Annotated in this window: 16 protein-coding genes; 11 read left to right on the top strand and 5 right to left on the bottom strand. The window is 69.4% G+C overall.

Annotation, left to right across the window (positions count from 1 at the left end; all coding sequences use genetic code 11):
- Positions 1-73: 73 nt before the first annotated feature.
- From GPZ80_RS18680 to GPZ80_RS18720, 9 genes are all read left to right on the top strand, one after another.
- Entirely contained in the window at positions 74-616 is a 543-nt protein-coding gene (locus GPZ80_RS18680; protein WP_187221746.1) for an NUDIX hydrolase, read from the top strand.
- 21 nt (positions 617-637) lie between these two features.
- Positions 638-2,788 carry a DUF6049 family protein gene (locus GPZ80_RS18685; RefSeq protein WP_187221748.1) on the top strand — a complete coding sequence of 717 codons (2,151 nt, stop codon included), beginning with the start codon at positions 638-640 and terminating at the stop codon, positions 2,786-2,788.
- Between the two features lie 25 nt (positions 2,789-2,813).
- Positions 2,814-4,433, top strand: coding sequence for a murein biosynthesis integral membrane protein MurJ (gene murJ, locus GPZ80_RS18690; protein WP_312880429.1), 1,620 nt, complete (start codon positions 2,814-2,816; stop codon positions 4,431-4,433).
- 67 nt (positions 4,434-4,500) lie between these two features.
- Positions 4,501-6,063 (top strand): protein kinase family protein, encoded by a 1,563-nt coding sequence (locus GPZ80_RS18695; RefSeq protein WP_312880430.1) that lies wholly within the window; start codon positions 4,501-4,503, stop codon positions 6,061-6,063.
- 148 nt (positions 6,064-6,211) lie between these two features.
- Positions 6,212-6,838, top strand: coding sequence for an RNA polymerase sigma factor SigM (sigM, locus tag GPZ80_RS18700; protein ID WP_091376888.1), 627 nt, complete (start codon positions 6,212-6,214; stop codon positions 6,836-6,838).
- A complete protein-coding gene (locus GPZ80_RS18705; protein ID WP_187221750.1) occupies positions 6,835-7,596 on the top strand; it encodes an RsmA family anti-sigma factor in 762 nt (253 codons plus the stop codon). The genes sigM and GPZ80_RS18705 overlap by 4 nt, the downstream gene beginning before the upstream one ends.
- A gap of 154 nt (positions 7,597-7,750) precedes the next feature.
- Positions 7,751-8,746, top strand: a complete 996-nt coding sequence (trxB, locus tag GPZ80_RS18710; RefSeq protein WP_187221751.1) for a thioredoxin-disulfide reductase — start codon at positions 7,751-7,753, stop codon at positions 8,744-8,746.
- Between the two features lie 28 nt (positions 8,747-8,774).
- Positions 8,775-9,104, top strand: coding sequence for a thioredoxin (trxA, locus tag GPZ80_RS18715; RefSeq protein ID WP_187221753.1), 330 nt, complete (start codon positions 8,775-8,777; stop codon positions 9,102-9,104).
- A gap of 189 nt (positions 9,105-9,293) precedes the next feature.
- A complete protein-coding gene (locus tag GPZ80_RS18720; protein ID WP_187221755.1) occupies positions 9,294-10,442 on the top strand; it encodes an N-acetylmuramoyl-L-alanine amidase in 1,149 nt (382 codons plus the stop codon).
- Positions 10,443-10,462: 20 nt separating this feature from the next.
- Here the strand turns inward: GPZ80_RS18720 and GPZ80_RS18725 are convergent, their stop codons facing one another.
- Complete coding sequence (locus GPZ80_RS18725) at positions 10,463-11,089, bottom strand: GNAT family N-acetyltransferase (RefSeq protein ID WP_091376902.1); 627 nt, start codon at positions 11,087-11,089, stop codon at positions 10,463-10,465.
- Positions 11,090-11,265: 176 nt separating this feature from the next.
- On the opposite strand from GPZ80_RS18725, the gene GPZ80_RS18730 reads away from it, so the two are divergent.
- Positions 11,266-12,582 (top strand): aminotransferase-like domain-containing protein, encoded by a 1,317-nt coding sequence (locus GPZ80_RS18730; RefSeq protein ID WP_187221757.1) that lies wholly within the window; start codon positions 11,266-11,268, stop codon positions 12,580-12,582.
- A 26-nt stretch (positions 12,583-12,608) separates the two neighbouring features.
- Positions 12,609-13,559, top strand: coding sequence for a D-alanine--D-alanine ligase family protein (locus tag GPZ80_RS18735; protein ID WP_187221759.1), 951 nt, complete (start codon positions 12,609-12,611; stop codon positions 13,557-13,559).
- Positions 13,560-13,628: 69 nt separating this feature from the next.
- Here GPZ80_RS18735 and GPZ80_RS18740 read toward each other — a convergent pair whose 3' ends face one another.
- The 4 genes from GPZ80_RS18740 to GPZ80_RS18755 all read right to left on the bottom strand — a co-directional run bounded on the left by GPZ80_RS18740 (position 13,629) and on the right by GPZ80_RS18755 (position 18,597).
- Positions 13,629-14,618 carry a ParB/RepB/Spo0J family partition protein gene (locus GPZ80_RS18740; protein ID WP_187221760.1) on the bottom strand — a complete coding sequence of 330 codons (990 nt, stop codon included), beginning with the start codon at positions 14,616-14,618 and terminating at the stop codon, positions 13,629-13,631.
- Positions 14,615-15,439, bottom strand: a complete 825-nt coding sequence (locus tag GPZ80_RS18745; RefSeq protein WP_187221763.1) for a ParA family protein — start codon at positions 15,437-15,439, stop codon at positions 14,615-14,617. Before GPZ80_RS18745 ends, GPZ80_RS18740 begins: the two co-directional genes overlap by 4 nt.
- A gap of 126 nt (positions 15,440-15,565) precedes the next feature.
- Entirely contained in the window at positions 15,566-16,255 is a 690-nt protein-coding gene (gene rsmG / locus GPZ80_RS18750) for a 16S rRNA (guanine(527)-N(7))-methyltransferase RsmG (protein ID WP_187221765.1), read from the bottom strand.
- A gap of 1,778 nt (positions 16,256-18,033) precedes the next feature.
- The gene (locus GPZ80_RS18755; protein ID WP_187221767.1) at positions 18,034-18,597 is read right to left on the bottom strand and encodes a Jag family protein; all 564 of its coding nucleotides are present in this window, start codon (positions 18,595-18,597) and stop codon (positions 18,034-18,036) included.
- Positions 18,598-18,617 lie beyond the last annotated feature (20 nt).

Consider the following 18,617-nt stretch of genomic DNA (forward strand, 5'->3'; position numbering starts at 1 on the left):
GAGCGTAACCGGTTATCCACAGGGTCGAGCGACGCCCGTCCCCGAGGTCGCCGATCGCATTACCATCGCGAATATGCCCCCGTCGTCCGGAAGGTCCCGAGGCGCCCGGAGCGGGCGTCGCTTCCGCAAGCGCGGGCCGAAGCTGGCGACGGTCGACGAGACCTCGGCGGGCGGGCTGGTGCTCGACGCGGCCACCGACCGGGTGGCCCTGATCGGCCGCCTCGACCGGCGGGGCAGGCTGCTGTGGTCGCTGCCCAAGGGCCACATCGAGCCGGGGGAGACCCCGGAGCAGACGGCGGTCCGCGAGGTCGCCGAGGAGACGGGGATCGACGGCGAGGTCGTCCGGCCGCTGGGCACCATCGACTACTGGTTCATCGCCGACGGAGCCAAGCGCATCCACAAGACGGTGCACCATTTCCTGCTGGTCGCCCACACCTATGAGCTCTCCGACGAAGACCTGGAAGTGACCGAGGTCGCGTGGGTGGACTTCGACGAGCTGGAGGCGAGACTCGCCTATGCGGACGAGCGCCGTCTGGTCCGCAAAGCGAGGCAACTACTCTCCGAGCATCCACTCTCACCCGGTCCGGTCGAACGCGACGAAGTCGGCCGAGGCTGACCCCATGGCTGGAGAGACTTCGTGATCACTCGACTGCGTCGCGCCGGGCTGGCGACGCTGGCCGCGGTGCTGGTCGTGCTCGGTGCGCCACTCGGCGAGGCGACCGCCCAGACCACCGAACGCATCCGAGTCGACTTGGACCAGCTCACCCCGAGAGTCGCCGACGCGACCACCCAGACGGTCACCGTCACCGGAACGATCACCAATACGGGTGATCGCCGAATCGACGACATCCAGGTGCGCCTGGAGCGGGGCGACCTGCTCGGCGACGAGTCGGCGCTGCGCCGGGCCCTCGACGAGCCACAGAAGTCGACCGCGCTGACCAAGCCGACGGCCAGCGTCTTCAAAGACGTCGTCCGCAAGCTGGAGCGGGGGCAGTCGACGCGCTTCGAGCTGACCGTGGGCCTCGGGCCGGAGCGTGGCTCCCTCAAGATCGACAAACCCGGCATCTACCAGTTGCTGCTGAACTTCAACGGCGTTCCCGACTTCGGCACGGCCGAGCGGATCGGCGCCATGACCGCGCTACTGCCGGTCCTGTCGGTGCCCGGCGGCGACGCGATCGCCCGGCCCGCGGACCCATCCAGGGTCGGGATGTTGTGGCCGCTGGTCGACGAGCAGCCGCGGCCGGTGGAGATTCCGATCGGCGGCGGGAAGCCGGTCTTCGCCGACGAGGGGCTGGCCGACTCGCTGAGCGGCGGCAGGCTCTTCAGCCTCCTCAACGCCGTGCAGCAGGCGGCCGTGGCGGACAACACGCTGCTGCGCTCGCTGTGCTTCGCGATCGATCCCGACCTGGTCCACCAGGTCGACCTCATGTCGAAGGGCTACCTCGTCGGGCGCGACGGCATGGTCAGCGAAGGCAGGGGCACGGAGACGGCCGCCCTGTGGCTGTCGGTGCTCCGCGACCTCACCAAGGGCCAGTGTGTGGTGTCGCTTCCGTTCGCCGACGCCGACCTGGTCGCGCTCTCCCGGTCCGACACCGTCGACCTGCAGACCGTCGCGATCTCGGCGTCGGACATCATCGAGACGACGCTGCAGGTGAAACCGCAGCCCGGTGTCGTGTGGCCCGACGGCGGCACGCTCGACCAGCGCACCCTCGCCGACCTGTCGAGCGCCCGGCGCACGACCGTGCTGGCCGACTCCGCCAAGCTGCAGCAGGTCGTCGGCAAGGCGCCGCTGAGTCTGAACGGCGACTCGGTGCGGGCCATCCCATACGACACCCTGGTGGCCTCCTCCCTGGCCCCGCGCGGCGGCGAGTCGACGGTAAAGACGTCCTCGGTGCAGAACGGGCTCGCGACGCTGGTCTTCCGCGGCGCGTTCACCGCCGGACAGAACGTGCTGGTAGCGCCCCCACGCCGGTGGTCGGCGTCCGTCGGCGAGTTGCGGGTGTTCCTGCAGACCCTGCAGTCGCTGCAATCCCAGGGCTACACCCTGCCGCTGCCCCTGCCCTCGCTCATCGACCTCCCCGACCAGGGCAAGGCGGCAGGCCTGGACTACTCGGCGCAGGACAGCGGCGCCGAGGTCACCGCGCCGGTCGCGGCCGAGATCGCCCGGATCAACACCGTCCAGCGTGAGCTGATCAAGAACGTCTTCACCAAGGACGCCACCGTCCTGCTCGACCCGAGCGATCTGCTCGCCCCCATCCGCGACGACCTGATCCGCGCGTCCTCGACGGCGTGGCGCTCGCGGCCCGCCGAGGCGTCGAACGCCACGAGACACGCGGGCCGACAACTCAAGGCGTTGTTGTCCCGGGTGACGCTCAACGACTCCGGTGTGCCGCTGTCCCTGGCGTCGTCGGACAGCCCGATCCCGGCGTACATCACCAACGGCCTGCCGGTCGCCGTGCGCGCCAGGGTCAACGTGGGGGACACCCCCGGTCTGCGTTCCGACCAGGCGGTCTATGTCCGCATCCCCGCTGGGCACTCGACGACACAGTTTCTGCCCGTCGAGGTGACCCGCGCGGGCCGCTTCACTGTGGACGTCTGGCTGACCACGGAGAGCGGCACCACCCTCGGAGCCACCTCCCAGGTGAAGCTGAACTCCACCTCCTACGGCAGCATCACCCTGGCGGTCACCGGCACGGCGGCGGGCGCGCTGGTGCTGCTGGTCAGCCTGCGGCTGTTCCGCCGGATTCGCGCGAAGCGGATGGCCGCGGCCGCCGAGAACGATCTATAGGCGCGAAAGAGCGAGGAAAACGACGGTGGAGCAGGGCGCACAGAAGAAGGCGGTGCCCTCACTGGCCCGCGCGACCGGGTCGATGGCCATCGCCACGATGGTCAGCCGACTCACGGGCTTCTTCTGGAAGCTGATGCTCGGCTGGATCGTCGGATTCGGGGTGATCCAAGACTCCTTCACCATCGCCAACACACTCCCCAACATCATCTTCGAGCTGCTGCTCGGCGGTGTGCTCGCGAGCATCGTGGTGCCGCTGCTGGTGCGTTCCCACGACGACCCCGACGGTGGCCAGACCTACATCAACCGCCTGTTGACCGTCGGCATGACCGGTCTGGCGATCGCCACGGTGATCGCCGTGGCGCTGGCCCCGGTGTTCACCCGGATCTACATGGACGGCTCGACCGGCAAGGCGAACCCCGAACTCGCCACGGCATTCGCCTACCTGTTGCTGCCCGAAATCCTCTTCTACGGACTGTTCGCGCTGTTGTCGGCCATCCTTCAGGCCAAGCATGTGTTCGGTCCGACCGCGTGGGCGCCGGTGGTCAACAACCTGGTCGTGATGGCCACTCTGTTGGCATACACGATCGTGCCCGGCGAGCTCTCGCTGAACCCGGTGCGGATGGGCGACGCGAAGCTGCTGGTCCTGGGCATCGGCGTCACGCTCGGCATTGTCGTGCAGGCCGTCATCCTGCTGCCCGCGCTCAAGCGGATCGGCTTCAAGTACAAGTGGACATGGGGATTCGACGCCCGGCTCAAGGAGTTCGGCGGGCTCGCCCTCTGGATCCTCGGGTACGTCCTGATCAGCCAGGTCGGCATGGTGGTCACCCAGCGGGTGCTCTCCAGGGGAGACGCGGGCGGAGTCAGCATCTACGCCCAGGCATGGCTGCTGTTCCAGTTGCCCTATGGCGTCATCGGCGTGTCACTGCTGACCGCGATTCTGCCGAGAATGAGTCGCGCCGCCGCCGACGGCGACACGCAGAAGGTGGTCGACGATCTCTCCACCGGCAGCAGGCTGTCCGCGGTCATGCTGGTCCCGATCAGCGCGATCCTCACCGTGTCCGGTGTCGCCGTCGGAATCGCCTTGTTCCGAGCCGGGGCCACTGATCTCAGCCAAGCCACACGGCTCGGCACGGCGCTCGCGTTCTCCGCGTTCGGGCTGCTGCCGTACGCGTTGGTGATGTTGCAGCTGCGGGTGTTCTACGCCATGAAGGACGCGCGCACCCCAACCCTGATCATGCTCGTGATGACGGTGGTCAAGATCCCGCTGCTCTACATGTGCGACGCGGTGGTCGAGCCCGGCCAGGTCGTGATCGGCGTGCTGCTGGTCAACTCGCTGACGTTCGTCGTGGGCGCCGTGCTCGGTCAGATGTGGCTTTGGGTGCGCTTGGGCAACCTGCACAGCAAGAAGATCATCACTGTGATCGCGAAGAGTGTGCTGGCGGGTCTCGCGGGTATCGGTGCCGCGTGGCTGGCCACCCGGCTCCTGATGCCCGGCCAGATCGACTCGATGCTGCGTGCCTGGATCGTTCTGATCGTGCAATCCCTGATTGGCGGTGTCGTCATGGTGGGTGTTCTGATGGCGTTGAAGGTGCCCGAACTCAAGCCCGCTACGAGCAGGATCACCCGACTCGTGCGCCGTGGGTAACGAGATGAACGCCGGTCTCGGCGCGGTTTCACGTACCCTCGGCACGACCGGCGTGCTGGAGACATAGGTGACCACGAGGCGAACCGAGTACCCGACGGGCGAGGATGCGGCAGGCCGCGGTGCCGGCCCGGGCTTCCTCGTCCCCGGCGGCGTGATCGGCGACGGCCGATACCGGCTGGTCGCCCAGTTCGGCGTCGACCAGCGGATGAACGCCCACTTCTGGCGAGCCCAGGACAGCTACCTGCGCCGCGATGTCGCGCTGACCCTGCTAGCGGGCGACCCGGGCGACGCCGCCGCGGTGGCCGCCGCCCGGCGAACGCTGGAGCGGGCCGCGCACGCCACCACGCTGAACCACCCCGGCAAGGCCCGGGTGCTCGACGTGCTCAGCCAGGGCAGCGGGATCGGCGCCGGTGAGGGACTCATCGGCATCATCGTGGCCGACTGGGTCCGCGGCACCGACCTGATCGACCTGGTCGCCGAGTACCCGGTGCCGTCGGCCATCGCGGCCAGCCTGCTCGAACCGCTCGCCGCCGCGGCCGAGGCCGCCCACCACACCGGCCTGGTCCTCGGCCTCGACCACCCGCAGCGCATCCGGGTCACCCCGCAGGGCACCCTCTTCCTCGCGTTCCTCGGCGCGCCCGCCGAGGCGAGCCTGCACGACGACGTGAGCGGCCTCGGCGCGATCCTCTACCTGCTGCTCACCGGCCGGTGGCCGCTGCCGGGTGGGCCGGAAGGCGTCCCGGCCGCGCCGTTGGGCCCGGACGGCCACGTCGTCGCGCCCCGCGCGCTGTACTCGTACATCCCGCAGGAGCTGTCCGAGGTCGCGCTGCGCTGCCTGTCCGGCGACTCCATCGGCGGGATCCGCACCAGCGCCGGACTGATCCGGGTTCTGGAGCGGGCGAAGTACATCGACGACGAGACCCACCAGCTCCAGGCCATCTCCGACGACGATGACTACGAGGACGACGGCACGGTCTGGACGACGCGACGGCCCAGCAACGACCGCGCCACCCGGCGCAAGCTCGCGGTCGGTGTGACCGCTCTGGCCGTGGCGACGGTCGGCGTGCTGGCCTGGCTGGGCATGCAGCTCATCAGCTTCTTCGGCGACACGGAGCCCGGCGCGGGGGGCCCGACGATCGTGGCGACCGCCCCCGGCGGCAACCCGCAGAACGGCCCGCCACCACCTCAGCCGGGCGAGCCGATCCAGGCCGCGGGCGTGCGGGTCTACAACGTCAAGGGCACCGCCGACAATCCGCGGCGAGCCACGTTCGCGGTCGACGGCGACCTGAAGACCGCGTGGAAGACCGACGCCTACGCGCAGCCGTTCCCCGCGCTCAAGCCCGGAATCGGGATCATGGCGTCGTTCGCCGAGCCGGTCCCGTTCGCCGAGGTCATCATCGACTCGCCGAGCGACGGCACGGTCATCGAGATCCGCACCGCGCCCACCGAGCGCCCGAAGCTCGACGAGACAAAGGTCATCGGCCGCGCGACGCTGCAGGCCGGGCAGACAAAACTGCAACTCGACAGCGCCGAACCCACCCAGCACGTGCTCATCTGGATCACCACCCTCGCCGAGGGCAACGTCTCGGAACTAACCGAAATCCGCTTCCTCCGCGCCAGTGACAATTAGCGCCGACGTGGCTGATCAGACACCCGCCCTGCTCAACGGTTCACTCTCTCGGTCGCGGTGACGTTTCGAGGACCCGCAGAACACGGCTGTCCACCACGCTCGGCAGAGCCGGCGCCATGCCACAGTCACCTCCCGATACGCTAGCCGCGTGACCGCCGCCGCCAGTTCGGACGCCGACCTCATCGCGGCCCATGCCGCCGGGGATCCGCGCGCCTTCTCCGAGCTAGTCCACCGGCACCGCGACAGACTTTGGGCCGTCGCCCTGCGCACGCTGCGCGACCCCGAGGAAGCGGCCGACGCCCTGCAAGAGGCGTTCATCTCCGCGTTCCGCGCCGCCGGCTCATTCCGGGCCGAGTCCCAGGTCACCACCTGGCTGCACCGGATCGTCGTCAACGCCTGCCTGGACCGCGTCCGCAGACGCCAGGCCCGGCCCACGGTGCCACTGCCCGAGACCGGGCCGGGTGAGCCGGTCAGCCCGCGCGACGCCATGTCCGACCGGGAGACCAGCCTGGTCGTGCGTACCGCGCTGGCCGAGCTGTCCGAGGAGCAGCGGGTGCCGATCGTGCTCGTCGACGTCGAGGGCTATTCCGTAGCCGAGACGGCGAAGATGCTGGGTATCGCCGAGGGCACGGTGAAGAGCCGCTGCGCCCGTGGCCGTGCCAAGTTGGCGAAAGTTCTCGGCCATCTGCGGAACCCGAGTGCAGATGCGAACGTCCCAGGTGACGCTATCGAACGGCGAGACGCGCCGACTCGGCGCCACTTGGAGGGACGATGACGGACGGGACTCGGGGCACTGGCATCCCCGACAGGTCGCCGTGGTCTGTCGACTTGCTCGCCGACCTGCACGCGGGCGTGCTGGATCCGCGCGAGAGCGCCCAGCTGTGGGCCCAGGTCAACACCGACCCGCAGGCCCGAGCGATCATCGACGCGCTCGACTCGGTCAAGGACGACCTGGAGCAACTGCGCGACGCCCCGGCACCGCCGATGCCCGCGCACTTCGCCGCCCGGCTCGACGCGGCACTCGACGCTGAGGCCCGGCGTGCGTTCAGTGGTCAGCAGGCGGGCGCCCCGGTCATCGACCTGGCTGAGGCTCGGCGCAAGCGCTCCCGCCGGATGGCGTGGGGTGTCGGCGCTCTGACCGCGGCCGCGGCCGCCGTCGCGGTGACGGTCGCGGTGCTGCCCGGCGCGAAGCAGACCACCGATGGCGTCGCCGCCCCGGTGCCGTCCGCGGCGGAGGGCACGGGCGTGGAGCCGCCACTCGCGGTGAAGACCGAGGACATCGGCACCGTCGCGGGGCAGTTGGGCGGCAAGAAGGACTACGGCCCGCTCAAGGACCAGGCCGGTCTCGACAAGTGCCTTGAGCGCAGTGGGCTCGACCCGGCGAAGGCGCAGACCATCGGCGTCCGGCCGGTCACACTCGACGGAAAGCCGGGCGTGATGGCGATGCTCACCACCGGCGAGGCCACCAAGTTCCGCATCCTCGTCGTCCAGGCTGACTGCACCGAGCTGTTCAACGGCACGATCGGCCGCTGAACCACCTGATCGCAAACGTTTGCGGGGGATCTCTGCCGAGGTCCCCCGCACTCGTGTGCCCTGTCACCGACGGCGGCGGAACAACCGGCCCCTACGATCGCGTTGACATCCAATGCGACCGGGCAAGACGTCCGGCGGAGTCGATGGAGGGCAAATGCCTGCGGACGTGGACCAGATCCGGAACCTGATCATCATCGGTTCCGGGCCAGCCGGGTACACAGCGGCCGTGTACGCGGCGCGCGCCCAGCTCGAACCGCTGGTCTTCGAGGGGTCCCAGTTCGGCGGCGCCCTGATGACCACCACCGAGGTCGAGAACTTTCCCGGCTTCCGCGACGGCATCATGGGCCCGGACCTGATGGAGCAGATGCGCGCGCAGGCCGAGCGGTTCGGCGCCGAACTCCGTCCCGAGGACGTCGAGGAAGTCGACCTCACCGGCGAGATCAAGTACGTGACCGCCAACGGGACGCGCTACGCGGCGAAGGCCGTCGTGCTCGCCATGGGCGCGGCCGCCCGCTACCTCAACGTGCCCGGTGAGCAGGAACTGCTCGGCCGCGGCGTCTCCGCGTGCGCCACCTGCGACGGGTTCTTCTTCCGCGACCAGGACATCGCCGTCCTCGGCGGCGGCGACTCGGCGATGGAGGAGGCCACCTTCCTCACCCGCTTCGCCAAGTCGGTCACGATCATCCACCGGCGCGAGGAGTTCCGGGCGTCGAAGATCATGCTGGAGCGCGCCAAGGCCAACGAGAAGATCCGCTGGCAGCTCAACACCGCGGTCACCGAGGTCCTCGGCGACACCAGCGTGACCGGCCTCAAGATCGCCGACACGATCACCGGCGAGGTCTCCGAACTGCCGGTCACCGGCTTCTTCGTCGCGATCGGCCACGACCCGCGCAGCGCGCTGGTCAAGGGCCAGGTCGACCTCGACGACGCGGGCTACGTGCTGGTCAAGGGCCAGAGCACCTACACCAACCTCGACGGCGTGTTCGCCGCCGGTGACCTCGTGGACCACGAGTACCGCCAGGCCATCACCGCCGCGGGCTCCGGCTGCGCGGCCGCGATCGACGCGGAGCGCTGGCTCGCCGAGCACGGCGAGGCCAAGGCCGAGATCGCCTCCGAGTTCGTCGGTGGCGGCTACGCCTCCGCCAACTGACCATTCACACACACCACAGGGAGAGAAGATGGCAGGCAACACCGTCCTCGTGACCGACAACTCGTTCGCGGACGAGGTGCTGATGAGCGACAAGCCCGTTCTCGTGGACTTCTGGGCCACCTGGTGCGGCCCGTGCAAGATGGTCGCCCCGGTGTTGGAGGAGATCGCCCGCGACAACCCCGAGAAGATCACCGTCGCGAAGCTCGACATCGACCAGAACCCCGGCATCGCCCGTGACTACAAGATCATGTCCGTGCCGACCATGATCCTGTTCGAGAAGGGCCAGCCGGTGAAGACCATCGTCGGCGCCAAGCCCAAGGCGGCCATCCTCAAGGACCTCGAGGACTATCTCGCCTGATAAAAGCGGTCGGCGAAGCAACCCGAACCCGGGGTACGCGCGTCTCGTTAAGGACGCGGGGCCCCGGGTTCGGCGTTTCTCTGACCCACCCACGCCCCTTCCGCGAAGTGGCCAGGCTGACAGGGCACAATGATGAGCTGTCAGGAACCGCTCCGGCTCCGCCGGAGCCCAACCGGAGAGCGAGGGTGCATGCGGGTACTCCGCCGCGGCGATGGGGGTCCTGCTGTAACCGAGGTCCGGTCCACGCTTCTTGCGCTGGGCCTGCTGCCTTCGGTCACCGGCATGACTGAACCTGGGTTGTTCGACCAGGCCATGGAACACGCCGTTCGCGCCTTCCAGCAGCAGCGTGGACTGATCACCGACGGGCTCGTCGGCCCGGCCACCTACCGCGCCCTGCGCGACGCGACCCACCAGCTCGGTGGCCGTCCGCTCGCGTTCATGGTCTCCGCCCCGATCACCGGCGACGACGTGCTCACCCTGCAGGAACGCCTGCTCGAGCTCGGCTACGACGCGGGTAGGCCCAACGGCGTCTTCGGCGCCCAGACCGAGTCGGCCCTGCGCAACTTCCAGCGCGACTACGGCCTGACCGTCGACGGCATCTGCGGCCCGGAGACGGTCCGCGCCCTGCGCCAGCTGTCCCCGCGCGCCCGCGGCGGCCGCCCGGTCCTGCTGCGCGAGCAGGAGCGGGTCCGCAAGGCCGGTCCGCGCCTGCGCGGCAAGCGGATCGTCATCGACCCGGGCCACGGCGGCGCCGACACCGGGCTGTCGGTCGGCGGGGTCAACGAATCCGACCTGATGTGGGATCTGGCCAGCAGGCTCGAAGGCCGGATGGTCGCCACCGGCATGGAGGCCCTGCTTTCCCGCGGCCGCGAGCAGTGCCCGCCGGACGAGGCCCGCGCCGCGTTCGCCAACGAGGCGGGCGCCGACCTGTTCCTCTCGCTGCACACCGACTCGAACGCCTCGCCGCGCGCCCAGGGCGTCGCGAGCTTCCACTTCGGCAGTGGCAACGGCACGACGTCGACCCTCGGCGAGGCCATGGCCGGGCTGATCCAGCGCGAGTTGGCCATGCGCACGGGCCTGCGGGACTGCGGGACACACCCGAAGACATGGGACATCCTGCGGCTCACCCGCTGCCCGGCGGTCCGCATCGAGATCGGCTACCTCACCAACGTCGACGACCGGGCCCGGCTGTCCGACCCGGCGTTCCGCGATGTCGTCGCCGAGGGAATCCTCGTCGCGGTGAAGCGGCTCTACCTGCTCGGGGAGAACGACCAGCCGACCGGCAGCTTCACCTTCGCCGACGTGCTGGCCCACGAACTCCTGGCCAAAGCCGAGTAGTTAGGTCCTGTCCGCAGGACCTAACGCTGGAGCACCGGGCTCGCGGTGCTCACCGAGACCGTCCCCAGCAGCCGCTCGAGCGCCGCCTCGACGTCTTCCTTCCAGGTGATGGCCGAGCGCAGTTCAAGGCGCAGGCGGGGCCACCGGGGGTGCGGGCGCACGGTCTTGAAGCCGACGCTCGTCAGGAAGTCGGCGGGCACGACGCAGGACCGCTCCTCGTCGGGCTGGGCGTCGCCGAAGGCCTCGATCGCCTTCACACCGCGCCTGGTCAGGTCTTTCGCGACGGCCTGGACCAACATTCGGCCGAGTCCGCCACCACGGAACTCCGGCACGACGTGGAAGCCGGTCAGGACGACCGAGTCGGCGCTCACCGGCGACGTCGGGAAGGCCGAAGCCCGCGGGACCGCGTTCGGCGGCGCGTAGAGGACGAACCCGACGGGCAGTTTGTCGCTGTAGACGACGCGCCCGCAGGAACCCCACTCCAAAAGGACGCTCGAAACCCAGGCCTCTTTCTCGAGTTCGCAGGTGCCGAACTCCTCAGCCTGCTCTTTGAGGTGTGGCGCTAGTTCCCAGTACACGCATCCGCGACAGTGCTTCGGAAGGTGCTCCAGGTTGTCCAACGTGACGCCTACAACGCGTCGCGACACCCAACCTCCCGCACACATGCGATGCCTCGCGGAACGACCGTCCGCAGGAGGACGGCGTGATACCCAACCCAGAATAGGACCATGTGCCCTGCGCGGGAACCGTTGAAGCGATAATCAGGGCTAAGTCACCTGTCCGGTTACACTCGATTGATCTACCTGCACCGACGGAGCGCCCGATGACGCCTGGACAGCCGCCGGAGAGACTCGGCGCGCGCAGCCTCGACCCGCACCTGCAGCGCTACGCCGCGCGAGCTGCGGGGATGACGGCATCCGAGGTCCGTGCGCTGTTCGCGGTGGCGAGCCGTCCGGAGGTCGTCTCGCTCGCGGGCGGGATGCCGAACCTGGCCGCGCTGCCGCTGGACTTCCTGTCCGAGCAGGTCGCTTCGATCATCACCGACGAGGGTCTGACCGCGCTGCAGTACGGCTCGGCGCACGGTGTCCCACTGCTGCGTGAGCAGATCTGCGAGGTGATGGCTCTGGAGGGCGTCACCGGCCACCCCGACGACTTGGTCGTCACCGTCGGCTCGCAGATGGCACTGGACCTGGTGACCCGCATCTTCTGCGATCCAGGCGACATCGTCCTGGCCGAGGGGCCGTCGTACGTGGGCGCCCTGGGCACCTTCGCGTCGTACCAGGCCGACGTCCGGCATGTCGCCATGGACGAGCACGGGCTGGTCCCCGAAGCGCTGCGGGCCGCCCTGGGCGCCGCCCAGCAGGCCGGTCGGCGGGTCAAGTTCCTCTACACGATCCCGAACTTTCAGAACCCCGCAGGCGTGACGATGGCGGTCAACCGCCGGGCCGAGGTGCTCGACATCTGCGCGCGCCACGACGTGCTCGTCATCGAGGACAACCCGTACGGCCTGCTCGGCTTCGACGGACAGATCTACCCGGCGCTGCGCTCGATGGACGCCGACAACGTGATCTACCTCGGCTCGTTCTCCAAGACCTTCGCCTCCGGCCTGCGCGTCGGCTGGGCGCTGGCGCCGCACGCCGTGCGCGAGAAGCTGGTGCTGGCGGCCGAATCCGCGTCGCTGTGCCCGCCGACGCTCAACCAGCTGATCGTCTCGCGCTACCTCGCCACGCACGACTGGAAGGGCCAGATCAAGTCCTTCCAATCGATGTACCGCGAACGGCGCGACGCGCTGCTGTCCGGCCTGGAACAGCACATGCCGCCCGGCTGCACGTGGACGCGGCCCGACGGCGGCTTCTTCGTCTGGATGACCGTGCCGGAAGGTGTGGACACCAAAGCGATGCAGCCGCGCGCGGTCACCGCCCGGGTCGCCTACGTTCCCGGAACCGGCTTCTACGCCGACGGTTTCGGCAGCAGGCAGATGCGGCTGTCGTTCTGCTACCCACCGCCCGAGCGGATCTCCGAGGGCGTGCGCAGGCTCGCGAGCGTGCTCACCGAGGAGATCGAACTGCTCAACACCTTCGGTCCGTCGACGAGTCGTTCGCTCTCGGGACCGCAGACCCCCACGCCCGACACCGCGTGATCAATCGGATAGTCAAGGAGTTCGCAGTGACCGATCGCTTCGTGGCCGTACTCGCCGGAGGCCTGTCCCACGAGCGCGATGTGTCGTTGCGGTCCGGCAGGCGGATCTCCGCCGCCCTGCGGACGGTCGGGGTCACGGTGCAGGAGTGGGACGCCGACGCGAACCTGCTGCACCGGCTGCGCGAACACCGGCCCGACGCGGTCGTCGTCGCGCTGCACGGCGGCGAGGGTGAGAACGGCTCGATCCAGACGATCTTGGACCTCCTGTCGATCCCGTACGTGGGCACCGATCCGGACGCGTGCAGGCGGTCGTGGGACAAGCCGACCGCCAAGGCGGAGCTGGCGCGCGCGGGAGTGCTGACGCCGGACTGGGTCGTGCTGCCGCACAGCACGTTCCGCGAACTGGGCGCGGCGCCCGTCCTGGAGTCGATGGTGCAGCGGCTGGGTCTGCCGCTGATGCTCAAGCCCGACAAGGGCGGCTCGGCGCTCGGCGCCCAGGTGGTGCGCGACGCGGCGAACCTGCCGACCGCGATGGTCGGCTGCCTCGCCTACAGCGACGCCGTCCTCGCCGAGAAGTTCGTCGACGGAGTCGAGGTCGCGGTCACGGTGATCGACGGGCCGGATGGCCCCGAGGCGCTTCCCGCGGTCGAGATCGTCCCGGAGAGCGGCGTCTACGACTACACCGCCCGGTACACCGCCGGACTCACGACTTTCCACACCCCGGCCCGGCTCGACCCGAAGACCGCCGACGCTGTCGCCGAACTCGCGGTGACAGCGCACAAGCTCCTCGGGCTCCGCGACATCTCGCGGACCGACGCCGTCATCGATCCGTCGGGCGCCGTCCACTTCCTCGAAGTGAACCTGTCGCCGGGACTGACCGAGACCTCGCTGGTGCCGATGGCGGTCGAGGCGGCCGGTCGGTCGCTCGGCGCGATCTATGCCGGGCTGATCGACCGAGCCATCGCCCGCTCACGCTGAGTGAAATTCACCCACTCAGCGCCATCGTCACCGTGACGTAAGTACCTGGTGTGATCCCTTGCGGGATTTCTATGTCTGAATTGTCCTATTTTCCGCCATCATGCCGACGATGCGTTCGAGGTCGTCAACCGACCCGAATTCGACGACAATCCGGCCTTTTCGCTTCCCGAGTTCGACTCGGACGCGGGTGTCGAACTTGTCCGACAGCCGCTCGGCGACGTCTTGGAGGCCAGGGGCGACCATCGGCTTGCGCGGCGCGGCCTTCGGCTTGGCGGCGGGAGCGCTCTTCGCGAGCGTGACCGCTTCCTCGGTCGCGCGGACCGACAACCCCTCGGCGACGATGCGGGTCGCCAGCTCCTCCTGCTCGCCCGGCTCCTCAAGTCCCAGCAGAGCACGCGCGTGCCCGGCGGACAGCACGCCCGCGGCGACTCGGCGCTGCACGGGGAGGGGGAGTTTGAGCAGTCGGATGGTGTTGGTGATGACCGGCCTGCTGCGCCCGATGCGGACCGCCAGGTCCTCGTGCGTCACCTCGAACTCTTCGAGCAGCTGCTGGTACGCGGCCGCCTCTTCGAGCGGGTTGAGCTGGACCCGGTGGATGTTCTCCAGCAGCGCGTCGCGCAGCATGGCGTCGTCGGCCGTCTGCCGGACGATCGCGGGGATGCGCTTGAGCCCGGCTCGCTGCGACGCGCGCAGCCTGCGCTCGCCCATGACGAGCTCAAACTTGTCGTCACCCAGCTCACGAACCACGATCGGCTGCATGAGCCCGAACTCGCGGATCGAGTGCTCCAACTCGGCGAGCGCGTCCTCGTCGAACACCTGCCGCGGCTGCTTCGGGTTCGCCATGATCGACGCCGTGTCGATCTCCCGGTAGACCGCGCCCGCGACGCTGCCGGTGTGGCCGGGCGCCCGGTGGTTGTTGTGGTGGTTATTGGTCAGCCCCTCGATCCGCACCTCCGTTCGCGGCGTCGTCACGTCGACGGGAGGCGGCGGCGGGCCCTGGGGGATGAGTGCGGCGAGGCCACGGCCCAGGCCGCCCTTGCGTCCGGCTGGTCCGGTCATTGCTGTACCTCTGCTCCTCGGAAGGCGACTTCACGCGCGGCGTCCAGGTACGACATGGCGCCGCGGGAACCTGGGTCGTAGGCGAGCACGGTCTGGCCGTAGCCGGGGGCTTCGGAGACCTTCACGCTGCGCGGGATGACGGTCTTGAGGACCGTGTCGCCGAAGTGGTGGCGGACCTCCGAGGTCACCTGGTCGGCGAGCTTGGTGCGGCCGTCGTACATCGTCAGCAGGATCGTCGAGACGGTCAGCGCGCGGTTCAGGTGACTCTGCACAAGCTCGATGTTGCGCAGCAGCTGGCTGAGTCCTTCGAGCGCGTAATACTCGCACTGGATGGGGATCAGGACTTCCTGGGCGGCGACCATCGCGTTGACGGTCAGCAGACCGAGTGACGGCGGGCAGTCGATGAAGACATAGTCCGGGTTGAGCTGGTCGAGCGCCTCGTCGGAGAGCGCCTCCTTGAGCCGGGACTCACGGCCGGCCATCGAGACCAACTCGATCTCGGCTCCCGCCAGGTCGATCGTGGCGGGCACGCAGAAGAGGAGATCGGACTGGTCGCTGGTCTGCGCGGCGTCGGCGAGGGTCACCTCGCCGAGAAGCACCTCGTAGACCGACGGCGTGCCGGACCGGTGGTCGACCCCGAGCGCGGTGCTGGCGTTGCCCTGCGGGTCGAGGTCGATGACCAGGACACGTAGCCCGTGCATGGCGAGCGCGGCGGCCAGGTTGACGGTGCTGGTCGTCTTGCCGACCCCACCCTTCTGGTTCGCCACGGTCATCACGCGCCGGTGAGTGGGGCGCGGGAACGGTGCTTCCGGGTGCTTCATCCGGGTGGCCCTGGCGGCCTCTTCAGCTATGGGCGTCCAACCTGCGACGGATGCGGGAGACGGCTGAGTCACTGGTTTTTCCCCCTCGAAAGCCGTTGTTTCACGTGGAACATCCTCGCTCCGTTCTCAGGCACGGTATGCACCCTGATCCTTCCTTGTCCGCCTGCGCGTCATCGCCACCCGGTCGACGACCACGACCGTCGTCGGCACCTCGAGGACATCAGCCCCGCAGGTCTCGACCCGCGGATCGGCGCCACCCAGTCTGGCCACGGCCTGCCGGTCCCGTGCGATCTCCTCGACGGCGCTGGTGCCCTTGAGTGCCACCAGTCGGCCACCGACTCGGAGCAACGGCAGACACCACCCACACAACTTGGCAAGTGGGGCGACGGCCCGGGCGGTGACCACATCGGCACCGGCGACGTCGTCCTTGATGCTCGGTTCCTCGGCTCGGCCGCGGAGAACGATGACCGACGTCAGTCCGAGAGTCTCCACGACCTCGTCCAGCCACGCCACCCGTCGGGCCATAGGTTCCACCAGAACTATCTGAAGATCCGGCCGGGCGATGGCGAGCGGGATCCCCGGCAGCCCGGCCCCGGAGCCGACGTCGACCACCCGGGACTCGACAGGCATCTGCTCGGCGACCACGGCGGAGTTGAGGACATGCCGATCCCAGAGCCGCTCGACCTCACGCGGCCCGATAAGTCCCCGCTCCACCCCATGCTCGGTCAGCAACCCGACGAACCGCTCCGCGAGCTCCAGCCGATCTCCGAACACAGCGGCAGCAGTGGCCGCGACGGTCCGGTCAACGTTGGTCATACCGAATAAGTCCCATCCCGATGTTTCACGTGAAACCGTGCACTCCGATTGTCGCTGATGCCTCCGGACGACTCCGCAGGCGCTCCGCACGTTTCACGTGAAACATCGAGATTCGGCAGGGGAGTGGGCCCAACGCCACCAAGCCCGCCGACAACCCGGGTCCAACTCCACCACCAGACATACCTCGACAGCCCGACAGTCAACAACGGCCAACCCGACCTGCGGGCTCGTCGCGCCCGACCACAACCCCACTCGCACACTGACTCGCCGGGCAGGCCCGGCGGGACGAACACGAAGGGGATGGCTGGCAGGCAACTCCGACTGCCCGTCGTCGGTGAGAAATTCCCTTGGCTCGACTACCCACCCCGCACGCCCGCTCCACCCCGCCACGCCCGCTACCGCTGCCGGCACCGGCACGGGGCTGGCACGGGGCCGGGCACGGGGCCGGCGACCCAGCGACCACATCCCAGCACTCGGCGCCCGGCTGCCATGTCCGACGTGCGGCCGTCAAGGGTCGACTGTCAGTCCACGCCCTCCGACTCCCGCGCCCGACGCTCAGCCCCAACCCCCAGCTCTCATCCCGCCCCAGCGCCCAGCGTCCGACTCTCGGCGCTCGGCGCCGCGCCCCACTCTCCGCGTTCAGGCACCCGGTGCCCAGCCCGGTGCGACTCTCGGCCCAGCGCTGGACTGTCCGAGATCTCGCGGCCAGCAGTCGCCCACTCCATGGTGGCTACGTGAGATCGCCGCCGATCGCAGCTCCCAGCACCGGCACCCGGCCCGCTGTACCGGCTCCCTGCGCCCGCCACCCGGCCACAGCGCCCGACGCCTGCCCGCACCTAGTATCCGAGCCCGCACCCGGCCGCCAGCTATCGGCGCTCAGCCGCCAACGCCCCAGCTCCACGCCCAGCACCCGGCTGCCGGCATCCGGCTGTCCGCACCCGCCTTCTGACTTCCAACGCGCAGCACCAATCACCCCACCCAGCACCCAGTGGTCGCAGCAGCCAACGCCCGGCCCCGCACCGAACGCCCTGCGATGCGCGCCCCGCACCCGGCACCCAACGACCCAGTACCCGACGCCCCGCACCCAGCACCCAGCACCGGGCACCGGGCACCCGGTGCCCGGTGCCCGACACCAGGGCCCAGGGCTCAGCGCCCCGCGTCCGCGTCCGCGCCCGCGCCCAGCATCCGGCGCCCAGCATGCGGGTGTTCGGTGTCCGGGTGTCCGGTGTCCGACACCCAGCATCCGGCGCCCCCGGGTGCCACGGCCTAGCACCGATCACCGCGCTGGCTGTCTGCGTCCAAGTCCCGACCACAACTCCCGACCACAGCACGCGACACTTAGCACGCGAGGCCCAACGCCGAGAGCATGCATCTGGGGCCGCCGCCCGGGAGTAGCACCGGGGGGCTAAGAGGCAGCCTCGGCCCCTGGCTGCTGGGGCCCGCTCTCCGCTCTCGACTTCCGCCCCCGCCCCAACTCCGTCGCCTCCCCGTCTCCCTTGGGTCGCGACAACACACCTCCCGCACCGGTGCCCTCACCCAAGCCGCCACCCCGTGTGGCCCCCGGCCGGATCCCGCGCAACCGCTCGACCATGTCATCGCCTGGCCGCGCCCCGGCTCGCTCCCACTGACATCCCAGCCCACGCTGCTCGACAACGCCCGCACGCGCCCAAGCGCACAACCCCAGAAAGCCCCCGCCCGGCCCACCACCGGCAATGTTTCACGTGAAACACAAAGGCGCGGCCCGTCATCGACGGGCCGCGCCTTTCAAGCCAAACGAACTACTGCGGGAAGACCACCACACGCCGACGGGGATCTTCGCCCTCGCTTTCGCTGTGGACGCCCTTCACCGACGCCACCGCGTCGTGGACGACCTTGCGTTCGAACGGGGTCATCGGCTGCAGCCGGACCCGCTCGCCGCTCTCCAGCACCTTCTGAGCGGTCGCCCGGCCGAGGTCGCGGAGTTCCTCGCGGCGGTCGGAGCGCCAGCCGGCGACGTCGAGCATCAGCCTGCTGCGGGTGCCGGTCTCCTGCTGCACCGCCAGCCGCGTCAGTTCCTGCAGTGACTCGAGCACAGTGCCGCGGGGACCCACCAGCTTCTCCAGGTCCTCACCGCCGTCGATGCTCACGACCGCACGACTGGCCTCAACGTCGAGATCGATGTCGCCGTCGTAGTCGAGGATGTCGAGCAGCCGCTCCAGGTAGTCCCCGGCGATGTCGCCTTCCTGGACCAACAGCTCCTCTGTCGACCCACGCCCGCTGTTCTCGGTCGTACCCTCGGCCGGGGCCTCCCCGCCCTCAACCTCGACAACGGTCTTCTCGGACTCCTGCACCGTCTCCGGCACGGTTTCTCCTCTCCAGGTCC

Source organism: Actinokineospora xionganensis (genome assembly GCF_014323725.1).
Classification (GTDB): domain Bacteria; phylum Actinomycetota; class Actinomycetes; order Mycobacteriales; family Pseudonocardiaceae; genus Actinokineospora; species Actinokineospora xionganensis.